Annotated in this window: 13 protein-coding genes; 4 read left to right on the forward strand and 9 right to left on the reverse strand. The window is 64.3% G+C overall.

Annotated features, from left to right (window positions below; all coding sequences use genetic code 11):
* Positions 1–158: 158 nt before the first annotated feature.
* A complete protein-coding gene (locus QY049_RS11160; protein ID WP_194481753.1) occupies positions 159–479 on the forward strand; it encodes a 2Fe-2S iron-sulfur cluster-binding protein in 321 nt (106 codons plus the stop codon).
* Between the two features lie 84 nt (positions 480–563).
* Here QY049_RS11160 and QY049_RS11165 read toward each other — a convergent pair whose 3' ends face one another.
* Positions 564–1,031: a thioesterase family protein gene (locus tag QY049_RS11165; RefSeq protein WP_301269332.1), complete on the reverse strand. Its 468-nt coding sequence runs from the start codon at positions 1,029–1,031 to the stop codon at positions 564–566.
* A 181-nt stretch (positions 1,032–1,212) separates the two neighbouring features.
* Between QY049_RS11165 and QY049_RS11170 the strand changes: the two genes are divergently transcribed.
* Both QY049_RS11170 and QY049_RS11175 read left to right on the forward strand, forming a co-directional pair.
* On the forward strand, positions 1,213–2,241 hold the full coding sequence (locus QY049_RS11170; RefSeq protein ID WP_194481755.1) for an NAD(P)/FAD-dependent oxidoreductase: 1,029 nt from the start codon (positions 1,213–1,215) through the stop codon (positions 2,239–2,241).
* 108 nt (positions 2,242–2,349) lie between these two features.
* Positions 2,350–2,952 carry a DUF2147 domain-containing protein gene (locus QY049_RS11175; protein ID WP_194481756.1) on the forward strand — a complete coding sequence of 201 codons (603 nt, stop codon included), beginning with the start codon at positions 2,350–2,352 and terminating at the stop codon, positions 2,950–2,952.
* A 34-nt stretch (positions 2,953–2,986) separates the two neighbouring features.
* On the opposite strand, the gene QY049_RS11180 is transcribed toward QY049_RS11175, so the two are convergent.
* Positions 2,987–4,132 carry a hypothetical protein gene (locus QY049_RS11180; RefSeq protein WP_301269333.1) on the reverse strand — a complete coding sequence of 382 codons (1,146 nt, stop codon included), beginning with the start codon at positions 4,130–4,132 and terminating at the stop codon, positions 2,987–2,989.
* Positions 4,133–4,469: 337 nt separating this feature from the next.
* Here QY049_RS11180 and QY049_RS11185 point away from each other — a divergent pair, with 337 nt between their 5' ends.
* Positions 4,470–4,826, forward strand: a complete 357-nt coding sequence (locus QY049_RS11185; protein ID WP_301269334.1) for a hypothetical protein — start codon at positions 4,470–4,472, stop codon at positions 4,824–4,826.
* Positions 4,827–4,878: 52 nt separating this feature from the next.
* Here the strand turns inward: QY049_RS11185 and QY049_RS11190 are convergent, their stop codons facing one another.
* The 7 genes from QY049_RS11190 to QY049_RS11220 all read right to left on the reverse strand — a co-directional run bounded on the left by QY049_RS11190 (position 4,879) and on the right by QY049_RS11220 (position 13,064).
* Positions 4,879–5,148, reverse strand: coding sequence for a hypothetical protein (locus QY049_RS11190; RefSeq protein ID WP_301269335.1), 270 nt, complete (start codon positions 5,146–5,148; stop codon positions 4,879–4,881).
* 203 nt (positions 5,149–5,351) lie between these two features.
* Entirely contained in the window at positions 5,352–6,557 is a 1,206-nt protein-coding gene (locus tag QY049_RS11195) for a mandelate racemase/muconate lactonizing enzyme family protein (RefSeq protein WP_194481760.1), read from the reverse strand.
* Positions 6,558–6,585: 28 nt separating this feature from the next.
* Entirely contained in the window at positions 6,586–8,127 is a 1,542-nt protein-coding gene (gene garD / locus QY049_RS11200) for a galactarate dehydratase (RefSeq protein WP_194481761.1), read from the reverse strand.
* Between the two features lie 116 nt (positions 8,128–8,243).
* Positions 8,244–9,692, reverse strand: coding sequence for an aldehyde dehydrogenase family protein (locus QY049_RS11205; RefSeq protein WP_194481762.1), 1,449 nt, complete (start codon positions 9,690–9,692; stop codon positions 8,244–8,246).
* Positions 9,693–9,712: 20 nt separating this feature from the next.
* Positions 9,713–11,056, reverse strand: coding sequence for a glucarate dehydratase (gene gudD, locus QY049_RS11210; RefSeq protein ID WP_194481763.1), 1,344 nt, complete (start codon positions 11,054–11,056; stop codon positions 9,713–9,715).
* A gap of 30 nt (positions 11,057–11,086) precedes the next feature.
* On the reverse strand, positions 11,087–12,031 hold the full coding sequence (kdgD, locus tag QY049_RS11215) for a 5-dehydro-4-deoxyglucarate dehydratase (protein ID WP_194481764.1): 945 nt from the start codon (positions 12,029–12,031) through the stop codon (positions 11,087–11,089).
* A 127-nt stretch (positions 12,032–12,158) separates the two neighbouring features.
* Positions 12,159–13,064, reverse strand: a complete 906-nt coding sequence (locus tag QY049_RS11220; protein WP_194481765.1) for a LysR substrate-binding domain-containing protein — start codon at positions 13,062–13,064, stop codon at positions 12,159–12,161.
* Positions 13,065–13,165: the final 101 nt, after the last annotated feature.

Below are 13,165 nucleotides of genomic sequence, written 5' to 3' on the forward strand. Positions count from 1 at the left end.
CAGCAGGGGGGCCTGTGCATGGTCTTCTATTTTGACGCAATTTCTTCCCGCGAACCGCTCCCCACTTCGCTTGAAAACGCTATGGCGCGGCCCGGAGCGACCCGTTATAGGACACCCGGACCCTCCATTTTCCCCAGATCGCGGCAGCACGAGAACACATGGCCAAAATTCACTTTGTCGACCACAAGGGCGAAACCCGCACGGTGGAAATTGAGAACGGCGCGACCGTGATGGAAGGCGCCATCCGCAACAGCATCCCCGGTATCGAAGCCGAGTGCGGCGGCGCCTGCGCCTGCGCGACCTGCCATGTCTATGTCGACGAAGCCTGGCGCGAGAAGGTCGGCAGCCCGACGCCGATGGAAGAAGACATGCTCGACTTCGGCTTCGACGTGCGCCCGAACTCGCGCCTGTCCTGCCAGATCAAGGTCTCCGACGAGCTCGACGGTCTCGTCGTGTCGACGCCCGAGCGTCAGGCCTGATCCTTCTCTTCAAGAGTGCATGATCTTTCCGGGAGACCGCTACGCAGTTTGCGCCAACCCGGCCCTGCAGGTCCGGATCATGCATCAGGAACTCGGCGGCGCGACCTCGATGCCGCGCTTGTGCCAGGGTTTGAACTTCGCGATCACTTCAGGGGTCAGCGGTGCAGGACGGCGCGCCGTCTCGTCGAGCAGGACGCCGACTGAAATGGCTGACGCGATGCACGTCCCGTTCGAAAACACGACCTGCTCGAACGTTACCGACGTACGCCCGAGCTTCACGACGCCAAGGCCGAGCTCGATCGTGTTCGGCCAGTGCAGCTCGGCGCGGAAATGCATGTCGAGCCGCACCATGATCCAGGCGAAGCCCGGCGGGGTCAGCCCGTATTGGGGAAGCTTCATCAGCGTGACACGGCCCGTCTCGAAATAGGTGGCATAGACCGCGTTGTTGACGTGCTGGTTCGGATCGAGATCGCCGAAGCGGACGTTGTCGCTGAGGCGAAAAGGGAAGTCCTCCAGGTGCGGCGTCGTGTCGAGGCGGCTTGGTGCGTTCACCGATTGATCTCCGTCAAATCCAGCCCCGTTACAGCTCAGTTATTTTGACCCGGCAAGTGGGTGCGCTTGCGGGGCGCTCCTGTTTTTATGCCTTCCCTGATCCATCCCCGTTGGCTAGACAGGAAGGGTTCCTCTGCCCACAGGGCGCCGTCCAACCGACAACGACCGATAAAGAGACGACATGAGCGACGTGATCAAAACCGATGTGCTGATTATTGGCGCCGGCCCCTGCGGTCTGTTCGCCGCCTTCGAGCTTGGCCTTCTCGACATGAAGGCGCATTTCGTCGACATCCTCGACAAGGTCGGCGGCCAGTGCGCCGAGCTCTATCCGGAAAAGCCGATCTACGACATTCCCGGTATTCCGCAGGTGTCGGGGCAGGGCCTCACCGAAGCGCTGATGGAGCAGATCAAGCCGTTCCATCCGACCTTCCATCTCGGCGAGATGGTCGAGACCGTGGAGAAGATCGGCGATCCCGCGTTCCGCTGCACCACCGACACCGGCAAGGTGTTCGAATGCAAGGTGGTGGTGATCGCAGCCGGCGGCGGCTCGTTCCAGCCCAAGCGTCCGCCGGTGCCGGGCATCGAAGCCTACGAAGGCACCTCGGTGCATTACGCCGTGCGCAAGATGGAAAATTTTCGCGACAAGAACGTGTTGATCGTCGGCGGCGGCGACTCCGCGCTGGACTGGACGCTCAACCTGCATCCGCTCGCCAAGCGCATCACGCTCCTGCATCGGCGCGATGATTTTCGTGCCGCGCCTCACAGCGTCGAGCAGATGCGCGCGCTGGTGGCCGACGGCAAGATGGATCTGCGGCTCGGCCAGGTCACCGCGCTCTCGGGTGCCGATGGCCGGCTGACCGGCGCCACCGTCAAGGGCAACGACAACAATGTCAGCGAGATTGCCTGCGATACCATGCTGCCGTTCTTCGGGTTGACCATGAAGCTCGGTCCGGTCGCGAACTGGGGCATCGCGCTGGAGAACAATCTGGTGCCGGTCGAGACATCGGCGTTCGAGACCAACGTATCGGGCATCTTCGCCATCGGCGACATCAACACCTATCCCGGCAAGATCAAGCTGATCCTGTGCGGCTTCCACGAGGGCGCACTGATGTCGCAAAAAGCCCACCGCTACGTCTACCCGGAGAAGCGGCTCGTGTTCCAGTACACGACCTCGTCCTCCAGTCTGCAAAAGAAACTCGGTGTCAACTGACGACGGTGCGAACGGTGCCGCGGCGCCCCATGTTCCTGGTGCTGGAACCGTTCGCGAAATCGCCGTAGTCTGCGGCCATTGCAGTGGCGGCTCAGCAAGGTGATGATGATGCGGAATCTCTTTTCCAGCTTTCGGCTGCTCCCGTTGCTCGCGCTCGTGCTGACGCTCGGCGCGGCAGGCCCGGCTCCGGCGCAAGCGCAGCAGCCAACCGCCGCGGGCCTCTGGCAGAAGGTCGAGGACGGCAAGCCGGTGGGCTGGTTCCTCTTCGTCGATCACAACGGCATCTTCGAAGGCGTCATTGCCAAGACCTTTCCGCGTCCGGGCGACGACCCGAACGAGGCCTGCACGAAATGCACGGATGATCGCAAGAACCAGCCGGTGCTCGGGCTCTCCTTCATCCGCGACATGAAGCGCGACGGGCTGAAGTATGAGGGTGGCAACGTGGTCAATCCGCGCGATGGCAACATCTGGAAGGCCAAGATGACGGTGAGCCCGGACGGTCAGGTGCTGACCATGCGCGGCTATCTCGGTATTTCGCTGTTCGGCAAGGACGAGACCTGGCAGCGCCTGCCGGATTCCAGCATGGCCGAGGTCGACCCCGCGATCATCGCCAAATATCTTCCCGCGCAGGCTGCCGCGACTTCCCCGAAGGCTGCGCCTGCGGCCAAGAAGGGCGGAGGGATGATGATGGCGCCGGCAGCGAAGAAGTAGGCTTGCTTTCACACCGCGAAGAAGGCTGCGGGCATCAATATGTCGCTGCCTTCTGGCAAGGCGCATAGAAGGTGCCGTTGCCGGCAGAGACCCGTTCGAGGCACTGCCGGGCATCGGTAATCTCGCCGTCGACCTGAAAATAATAAGCCTGAGATCCCAGGCTCAGGACGTAATGTCCCGGCGGAAGTTCGAGGTCTGTGTCGCTGGCGTGGAGCTCGTACATCTCGGCTTTTCCCGGAATCGGCGCGATCCGAAACGGATAGGAGAAGTTGCGGATGACGCCAGCGTCCTCTCCGCCACCCGACGTTTTCGTGGCGGCGTTGGTTGAAAACTCTCTGACCTTCGCAACCACCCGGACCTCGACGCGCTCCGGAATCACATCTGAAATATCCCGACGAAATATGATGAACTTGACGCGGCCGCTCGACAGATGCGGTCGATCGGGCTTCTTGAACTCCGGTGAAATCGCGATGCGCATGTCCGGCGCCATCACGGCGATCGCGCTCAACTCGACCAACGATTTGTCGTCGATCAAGGCATAGATGCCGTAGTCGGTCGGAAGCACGCGCGCCGGCTGAGGCGGGCCAGGCGGCACCATTTCCGGCTTGGCGACCGTGATCGTGGACTCCGGCCCGGGCGCGACCAGAGCGATTTCGGGCGTCTGTGACGAGATCAGCCGGCGCAGCGCCGCGATCCTGTCTCGCTGCGAGACGATCACGATGATTGCGCCAACGACGACCAGGATGGCAGCCGTACGCTTGATCACCGGCAGAAGCGGGCCCGAGGCCGCTGGCAGTTTGCTGCGGGACTTGCCGATCGCAGACGCCAGGACGGTCGCATCGCCGGACACGAGAACACTGCCAGTTTCGGTCACCTTGGCCGACGTGAGCTGTTGTTGCGGCAAGCGCTCCAGCGGGGCCTGGTCGCGCGAGAACTTCTCGACCCCCTCGATCGCGACCTCGAGGGCCAGCTTCATCTGGTCGATGTTCTTGGTGTCGGCGTAGGTGAACTGCTCCTGGAGCTTGTAGCGGGCAAGATCGTAGACCATCTGCCGCCTGGCTTCGGCGTCGTCCTTAACCGTATCGAGCATGCGCGAAATCACCAGCGCAAACTGCACCTGGTTTGCAGGCAGATCGGTCGGGTCCTGTTGACCGGGAAGCAGGTCTCTGGAGTCGCTCATCGCGCCGACGGTCCAATGCCTGTCACGCCGATACCCAATTCTTCCATTCGAAACAGTTGGTTAAGCGATTGCGATCACGCCAGCTTCGTACACGTCCCGGCGCGACAAGGAAAGCCTGCGAACAAGGCCAGCCAAGCGGTCCGAGTCACACATGCGCGATCTCCTGGCAGGTCCAGTGAGCCCGTCGCGCCAGTTCCCCGGAATGCGCGCTGGCGCCGGATTTGCATAGCTGTGGGCAAATCCGCCGGAGGAACGAGTCGCCGTGCCGTGCCTGTTCAAGGCGTGAGCGGCGTCGCCTGTTCCGCGCGGCGCCGACTTCGATCCGAGAGACGACGCTATGAGATCTGCAAAACTGAGTGGAGCGGCGTTGCTGGGGCTGATGCTGCCGCTGGCGACATCGGCGCTCGCGCGCGATGACGGGCGCTATGTCAATTCGCCGCTCAAACCCTGGTTCGAGAGCCTGCGCAGCGAGTACGGACAGTGCTGCTCGGATGCCGACGGCTACGTCGTCGCCGATGTCGACTGGGAGTCAGACAAGGGACACTACCGCGTGCATCTCGACGAGGAGTGGGTCGTCGTACCCGACGGCGCCGTCATCACCGAGCCGAACAAGATCGGCCGCACCATGGTGTGGAAGCACTATATCGACGGCCACCCGCGTGTTCGGTGCTTCATGCCTGGCAGCATGACCTGAAAATGCTGACGGCGCCCGCATGCGATGCGAGCGCCGGAAGTGATGCCAGGACTTAGCGCGCTTCGCTGTCGGAGGTCGCGCTGGCAAGCCGTCTCACGCGCGGTGACAGCACCGACATCTGCGCAGGCGATGCCGGCATGCCGGCGACGATCATCGCTGGTGCCGTCGATCGCTCCTCGACGCCGGCGCCCCCGAGAACCTGCACCTGCATCGCAGAGATCGGAAAGGACTTCACTTCGTAAGAGGGAAGCTCGCCGGCAAATGCGCTGACTGTGCTTGCAATCGTCGCGCCGGCAACGGCAATCATTGAGAGGATACGCATTTCAAAATCTCCGTTGAAGACATCAATCGGAAGTTTGGTCGCGGCAATGCCGCGACAGGTTCGCTCGTGTACGAACATTCGTTCCTCGACGGCGCAGATATTTGGTTGCGTTGCGTGACCGCGATGAAGCGAAGAGGAAGCTTTTCGCGTCTTTGTTTCAGGCCGGTTTCATCTCGGGGGCGCGATGCGGCACTGATCACGCCTTACGCGCCGAGCCTGGACTCCCGCACCACGGCATCCGCGCGGCGGCGCAGATCGGGATTGAGCGCAAGCCCGAGGCCGGCCGCAGTCGGCGCCGACACGACGCCATCGTTCACGATCGGCAGCGCCGTGACGAGATCGCGGTACCATGTCGACAGCGTCGCACGCACCACTTCCTGGAAGATTGCGGTCGGGGCATGCAGGGCCAGATGCAGTCCCGCCATCAGCGCGACGGGGCCGGTGCAGTCGTGCGGTGCGAGTGGCTTGTTGTAGGCCTCGCTGAGCGCCGCGATCTTGCGGGCTTCGCTGAGCCCGCCGCACCAGGCGACGTCGAGCATGACGATGTCGACGGCATCGGCCGCGAGCAGGTTGCGAAAACTCGCCGCGCCCGCCAGCGTCTCGCTGCCGCAGATCGGCGTCTTCACGCGCCGACGGAGATCGGCAAGGCCCTGCACATCGTCCATCTTGTTGAGGGGGTCCTCGACCCAGAACACGCCGTGATCTTCCAGCGCGCGGCAGATTCGCTCGGCAGCGTGCATGCCCCACAGGCTGTGCAACTCGCACATGATCTCAATGCGATCGCCGACGGCGTCGCGGATCTTGCGGAACGGCTCGAGGCCGGTCCTGAGGTCGGTGAGAGAGATCGCATGGCCGCCATTGGCGGCGAAGGGATCGAACGGCCAGATCTTCATGGCGCCGTAGCCTTCGCTCAACAGGCTTTCGGCGAGCGCGCCCGCGTCGCGCATGAAGGCGATCTGGTCGTCATAGGGGCCGAGCGCGGTATCGTCGGCGCCGATCTCGCGGCGCCTGGCGCTCTTGGTGTTGTAGGCATAGCCGGCGCAGGTGTTGTAGGCGCGGATCTCGAGCCGGCTGGCACCGCCGAGCGCTTCGTGCACGGGGATGCCGTGGCGCTGACCCTTGAGGTCCCACAATGCGATGTCGATGGCACTGGCCGCGCGCACCTCGGCGCTGACGCTGCGAAAGCCGAGATAGGGCGTCAGCAGTTGGCGCGAGATCGCCTCGATGCGGCGGGAGTCCTGGCCGAGCACCAGCGGTGCGGCGAGTTCGTGGACTGCTGCCTCCACGGCTTGCGCGCCACGAAAGCTCTCACCGAGGCCGGTCAGTCCCTCGTCGGTCTCGATCTCGACCCAGATCAGGTTCGGCCGCTCGTCGATGCGGATCGTGCGCAGGGTCGTGATGCGGGACATCGAGGTCCTCTTGGTCTTAGGTCGGCGCTCAGGTCACCGGCGCCGGGTTGAACAGCGTGAGGTCGTTGTGGATGCCCCAGCGATCCGACCACGGCTTGGTGCGGCCGGAGGCGACGTCGAGGATCAGGCGGAACAGCTCCCAGCCGGTTTCCTCGACGGTCTTTGCGCCGGTAGCGATGCCGCCAGCGTCGAAATCGATCAGGTCCTTCCATCGGCGCGCGAGCTCGGTGCGGGTCGCGACCTTGATCACGGGCGCTGCTGCAAGGCCATAGGGCGTGCCGCGGCCGGTGGTGAACACCTGCAAGGTCATGCCGGAGGCGAGCTGGAGCGTGCCGCAGATGAAGTCGGAAGCCGGCGTCGCCGCGAACAGCATGCCCTTCTGCGTCGCCTTCTGGCCGGGCGCGAGCACGCCGGTGATCGCTGACGAGCCGGACTTGACGATGGAGCCGAGCGACTTCTCGACGATATTGGCGAGGCCGCCCTTCTTGTTTCCGGGCGTGGTGTTGGCGCTGCGATCGGCGCCGCCGCGGGCCAGATAAGAATCGTACCAGGCCATCTCGCGCACCAGCGCGCGGCCGACATCCTCGTTGATGGCGCGGCGCGTGAGCAGCTGGATGGCGTCACGTACCTCGGTGACCTCCGAGAACATCACGGTCGCGCCGGCGCGCACCAGGAGGTCGGCGGCGAAGCCGACGGCGGGATTTGCAGTGACGCCGGAGAAGGCGTCGCTGCCGCCGCATTGCAGGCCGATGACGAGATCGGAGGCGGGGCAGGTCTCGCGGGAGCGCTTGTTCAGGATTTTCAGGCGGGCCTCGGCCTGGGTCATGATCGCATCGACGATCGCGCCGAAGCCGTCAAAGGCTTCGTCCTGCATGCGGACGATGGCATCGCTGACGCCTTCCGGCACCAGCCGCTCGGGGGCGAGCTTTTCGCAGCCCAAGCCGACGACCAGGATCTCGCCGCCGAAGTTCGGGTTGAGCGCGATGTTTTGCAGCGTGCGGATCGGCACGACCGCGTCGGGCGCGGTGATGGCGACGCCGCAGCCATAGGCATGCGTGAGCGGCACGACATCATCAACGTTCGGGTACTTCGGCAAGAGCTCGGCGCGGATGCGCTTCACGGCATATTCCATCGTGCCCTTGACGCATTGCACGGAGGAGGAGATGCCGAGAATGTTCTTGGTGCCGACCGATCCGTCAGCATTGCGATAGCCTTCGAAGGTGAAGCCCTCGAGCGGCGGCAGCGGCGCGGGGACGGCGGTCGAGATTTCGAGCTTGTCGAGGGCAGGGGCCTCCGGCATGCGGATGCGCGCTTCGTCCACCCACTCCCCGGCCAGGATCGGCGAGAGCGCGTAACCGATCACCTCGCCGTAGCGGATGATCGGCTCATCTTGTGCGATGTCGACCAGGGCCGTCTTGTGCCCTTGCGGCACGAAGGCGCGCAGCGTCAGGCCGCAGGCAAAGCGGGAGCCGGCGGGAAGCCCGAAATCATTGACCACGATCGCGACATTGTCGCGCGCGTTGAGCTTGATGTAGCGGGGCTGTTCTTTCGCTGCAACGTCCTGGTCCATGGAGGACTCCGGGATTTGTAGGGTGGGTTAGCGCAGCGTAACCCACCAATGTCTCTGTCCGCGGATGCAGAAGAGGTGGGTTACGCTGCGCTAACCCACCCTACGATATCAGCCTATCAACCCGGATAAGTATAAGCCGTCTTCACCGTTGTGTAGAACTCGCGCGCATAGGAGCCCTGCTCGCGGGCGCCGTAGCTCGAGCCCTTCCGGCCGCCGAACGGCACGTGGTAGTCGACGCCGGCGGTCGGCAGATTGACCATCACCATGCCGGACTCGCTATTGCGCTTGTAGTGCGAGGCGTATTTCAGGCTTGATGTGCAGATGCCGGAGGCGAGGCCGAACTCGGTGTCGTTGGAGATCGCCAGCGCTTCCTCGTAGTTCTTGGCGCGGATCACGGCGGCGACGGGCCCGAAGATCTCTTCGCGCGCGATGCGCATGTTGTTGCTGGCCTCGGTGAACAGCGCCGGCTGGAGATAGTGACCGGGCGTCTCGCGCTTGAGCAGTTCGCCGCCAAAGGCGAGCTTGGCGCCTTCGTCCTGGCCGATCTTGATGTAACGCAGGTCCTGGTCGAGCTGGCTCTGGTCGACCACCGGGCCGATATGCACGCCGGCCTTGAGCGCATCGTCCACCGACAGGCTGTTCAGGCGTTCGGCCACCGCGGCAACGAAGCGGTCGTGGATGCCTTCGGTGACGATCAGGCGGGACGAGGCGGTGCAGCGCTGGCCGGTCGAGAAATAGGCGCCGTTGACGGCAACTTCGACCGCGGTCTTGAGGTCGGCGTCATCGAGCACGACCAGCGGGTTCTTGCCGCCCATCTCGAGCTGGAACTTCTTCATCGGGTTCGAAAGCACGCAGGCCTGCGCGATCTTGCGGCCGGTTTGCACCGAGCCGGTGAAGGAGATTGCGGCGACATCCGGATGGTCGAGCAGCGTCTGGCCGACGACGGAGCCGGAGCCGACGACGAGGTTGAACACGCCGGCTGGAATGCCGGAGCGGGTGATGATCTCGGACAGCGCGTGGGCCGAACCGGGCACCAGCTCGGCCGGCTTGAACACCACCGTGTTGCCGTAGCAGAGCGCGGGTGCGATCTTCCAGGCCGGGATTGCAATCGGGAAATTCCAGGGCGTGATCATGCCGACGACGCCGACCGGCTCGCGGGTCAGCTCGACGTCGAGGCCGGGACGGACGGAAGCGCCCTTCTCGCCGATCAGGCGCAGCGCCTCGCCGGCGAAGAACGCGAAGATCTGGCCGGCGCGGGCGACCTCGCCGATGCCCTCGGGCAGCGTCTTGCCTTCCTCGCGGGCGAGCAGGCGACCGAGCTCTTCCTTGCGGGCGAGGATTTCGAGCGAGATCTTGTTGAGCGCGTCAAAACGCACCTGGGGTGTCGACTGCGCCCAGGCGGGGAAGGCGGCCTTCGCGGCCGCAATCGCCTTCTCGGTCTGCGCCTTGTCGGCCTTGGCGTATTCGCCGACGAGATCGTTGGTGTTGGAGGGGTTGATGTTCCTGGTGACGCCGGAGCCGTCGACCCATTCGCCGCCGATGAAGTTTTTCAGGATCGCAGTCATCGTTTCCTCCAGGGTTTCTCTTACCGAACGAGGCAAGGGCGCTTGTCGTCAAACGTCCAGCCGGGGATCAAATCCTGCATGGCCGTGGCGTCGTCGCGGGCGCCGAGACCATGCTTCTTGTAGAGCTCATGCGCGGCCTCGATGGCCGCACGGTCGATCTCGATGCCGAGGCCCGGGCGATCCGGGACCGCGATCTTGCCGCCGCGGATCAGCAGCGGCTCCCTGGTTAGCGCCTGGCCATCCTGCCAGATCCAGTGGGTGTCGATCGCGGTGACCTTGCCGGGAGCGGCGGCGCCGACATGGGTGAACATCGCGAGCGAAATGTCAAAGTGGTTGTTGGAGTGCGAGCCCCAGGTCAGGCCATTGTCACGGCAAGTCTGCGCGACGCGCACCGAGCCCTGCATGGTCCAGAAATGGGGATCGGCCAGCGGAATGTCTACCGCGCCCAGGCGCAGCGCGTGGCTGAGCTGGCGCCAGTCGGTCGCGATCATGTTGGTCGCGGTCGGCAAGCCCGTGGCGCGGCGGAACTCGGCCATGATCTCGCGGCCGGAGAAGCCGGCCTCGGCGCCGCAGGGATCCTCGGCATAGGCGAGGATCCCGTGCATGTTCTTGCAGAGGCCGATCGCCTCGTCGAGCGACCAGGCGCCGTTCGGGTCAAGCGTCACGCGCGCGTCGGGGAAACGCTTGGCGATGGCTGTGACGGCCTCGATCTCCTGCTCTCCGCGCAGCACGCCGCCCTTGAGCTTGAAATCGGCGAAGCCGTAATGGTCGTGCGTGGCTTCCGCCAGCCGCACCACCGTGTCCGGCGTCATCGCCTCCTGGTGGCGGAGGTTGAACCAGTCGGGCTTGCCGGTTTCGCCCTTGATGTAATCGAGCTTGCTCTTGCTGATATCGCCGACGAAGAAGAGATAGCCGAGCGTCTCGACGCTTCTGCGCTGCTGGCCTTCACCGAGCAGGGCTGCGACCGGCAGATTGAGATGCTGGCCGAGCAGGTCGAGCAGGGCGGATTCGATCGCGGTGACGGCGTGGATCATCACGCGCAGGTCGAACGTCTGCTTGCCGCGGCCGCCGGCGTCGCGGTCTGCGAAGGTCGTTCTGATATCGGCGAGGATGTTGTTCATCGCGCCGACGGTCTTGCCGATCACGAGGTCGCGGGCATCCTGAAGCGTCTGCCAGATCTTTTGCCCGCCCGGCACCTCGCCGACGCCGGTGTGGCCGGCATTGTCGGTGAGGATGACGATGTTGCGGGTGAAGAACGGCGCATGCGCGCCGCTCAGATTGAGGAGCATGCTGTCGCGGCCCGCGACCGGGATCACCTGCATCGCTGTAACGACGGGTGCGCCAGAGATATCAGTCCGGGCCATCGCTCTCTCCTCCCTGTTGTCTTGCGTTCTCTATTCTGCTGCCTGTTGCGACGATCGGATGGCAGGCAGATTCTTCACCAGCGCGGTCAGTTCCGCAATCTCCTGCTCGGCGAGATCGGTCAGCGGCGGGCGAACCGGGCCGGAATCGCGACCGATCACCTTCATGCCGGCCTTGATGATCGAGACCGCGTAGCCCTTCTTGCGGTTGCGGATCGCGATCAGCGGCAGGATGAAATCCTTCAGGCCGGCGTGGATGGTGGCGTGGTCGCGCTTGCGCACGGCAGCATAGAAGTTGGTGGCGAATTCAGGCACGAAGTTGAACACGGCGGAAGAGTAAGTCGTCACGCCCATGTCGAGATAGGGCAGAGCGAAGGTTTCCGCGGTCGGCAGGCCGCCGACATAGGTCAGGCGGTCGCCGAGCTTGGTGTAGACGCGGGTCATCAGCTCGATGTCGCCGATGCCGTCCTTGTAGCCGACGAGGTTCGGGCAGCGCTCGGCGAGGCGGGCGAGCGTGTCGGGCTGGAGGATGGCGTTGTCGCGGTTATAGACGATGACGCCGATTTTCACGGAGGCGCAGACGGCCTCGACGTGGGCGGCAAGGCCTACCTGCTCGGAATGGGTGAGGTATGGCGGCAGCAGCAACAGGCCGTCAGCGCCGGCCTTTTCCGCGCCAATGGCAATCTCGCGAGCGATCGCGGTGCCGTAGCCTGTGCCGGCGAGCACGGGCACGCGGCCTTTGGTCTCGTCGACGGCAACCTTGACCACCTGCGGGACTTCGGTCGGGGTCAGAGAGAAGAACTCGCCGGTGCCGCCGGCGGCGAACAGGCCTGCGACATCATAGCCGCACAGCCAGTCCATGTTGGCGCGGTAGGTCGCTTCGTCGAAGGAATAATCCGCCTTGAACGGCGTAACGGGGAAGGACAGGAGGCCCGATCCGATCTTGTGGGCCATTTCCTGCGGGGTCATCTTGCTCATGGGCGCTGCTCCCTGTTTCTCATGTTGTGGAGGACGCAAGAAGGCTGCGCGTCCATGGGCCGCTGTTTAAGCAACCGTTCGATGCGCGTCCAAGCCAAAGCCTATATCGACCGATGCGGATTGAGCATCAATCTTCCACCACCTCGGCTGAGGACAATTCGCTGGCGATTTTGACGAGCGCCGAGAGCAGCGGATTCTCGTCGTCGCGACGCCAGACCATGAACAGCTCGACCGGAACGCGGTTGCGCAGCTTGAGGGGGCGCAGCCGAACGTCGGAGATCTTCAATCCGGCGGCTGCGGCCGGCACGATAGCGAGACCAAGGCCTGCGCGCACCATCGCCAGGATCGAGTGGATCTGGCTGAGATGCTGGACGTAGCGCGGCAGGATGTCGGCGCGGGTGAACAGCGCCACCAGCAGATCGTGGAAATAGCGGCTCTCATAGGGCGAATACATCACGAACGGCTGGTCGTCGAAATCCTTGACGGTGATGTTCTCGGCATTCGCCAGCGGATGCTTCTTCGGGATGGCGGCGAGCAGCGGCTCGGCGACGACGCGGCGGCTGGTGAGTTCGGGCCGCGCAATCGGCGGCCGCAGCAGGCCGGCATCGATCTGGCCCGAGGTCAGCGCCTCGAACTGGTCGCCCGAGACCATTTCTTTCAGCGAGAAGTCGACCTCCGGCAGCTTGGCGCGGCAGGCCGCGACCAGTTCGGGCAGGAAGCCGTACGCGGCCGCCGCCGTGAAGCCGATCTTCAGCGAGCCGGTCTTGCCGAGCGCAATGCGGCGGGCGACCTGGGAGGCGCTTTCCGCGAGCTTGAGGATGCGCCGGGCCTCGGGAAGAAAGCTGCGTCCGGCCGGCGTCAGGCGCACCGAGCGGCTGGTGCGCTCCAGCAGCGGCGCGTCGATGATGTGCTCCAGCACCTGGATCTGCCGGGACAGCGGCGGCTGGGTCATGTTCAGCCGCGCGGCGGCGCGGCCGAAATGCAGTTCTTCCGCCACCGTGACGAAACAGCGGAGCTGGTTGAGGTCGAACATCGATACATGCCTTAGATGGATAAGGCGCTTCCCCGGCACTTCTAGCATCGATTACCCCCAAAACAAAGACGGCGGCCTTTGAGACCGCCGTTGAGTTGCTT

This window comes from Bradyrhizobium sp. WYCCWR 13022 (genome assembly GCF_030435535.1).
In the GTDB taxonomy this organism is placed as follows: Bacteria; Pseudomonadota; Alphaproteobacteria; order Rhizobiales; family Xanthobacteraceae; genus Bradyrhizobium.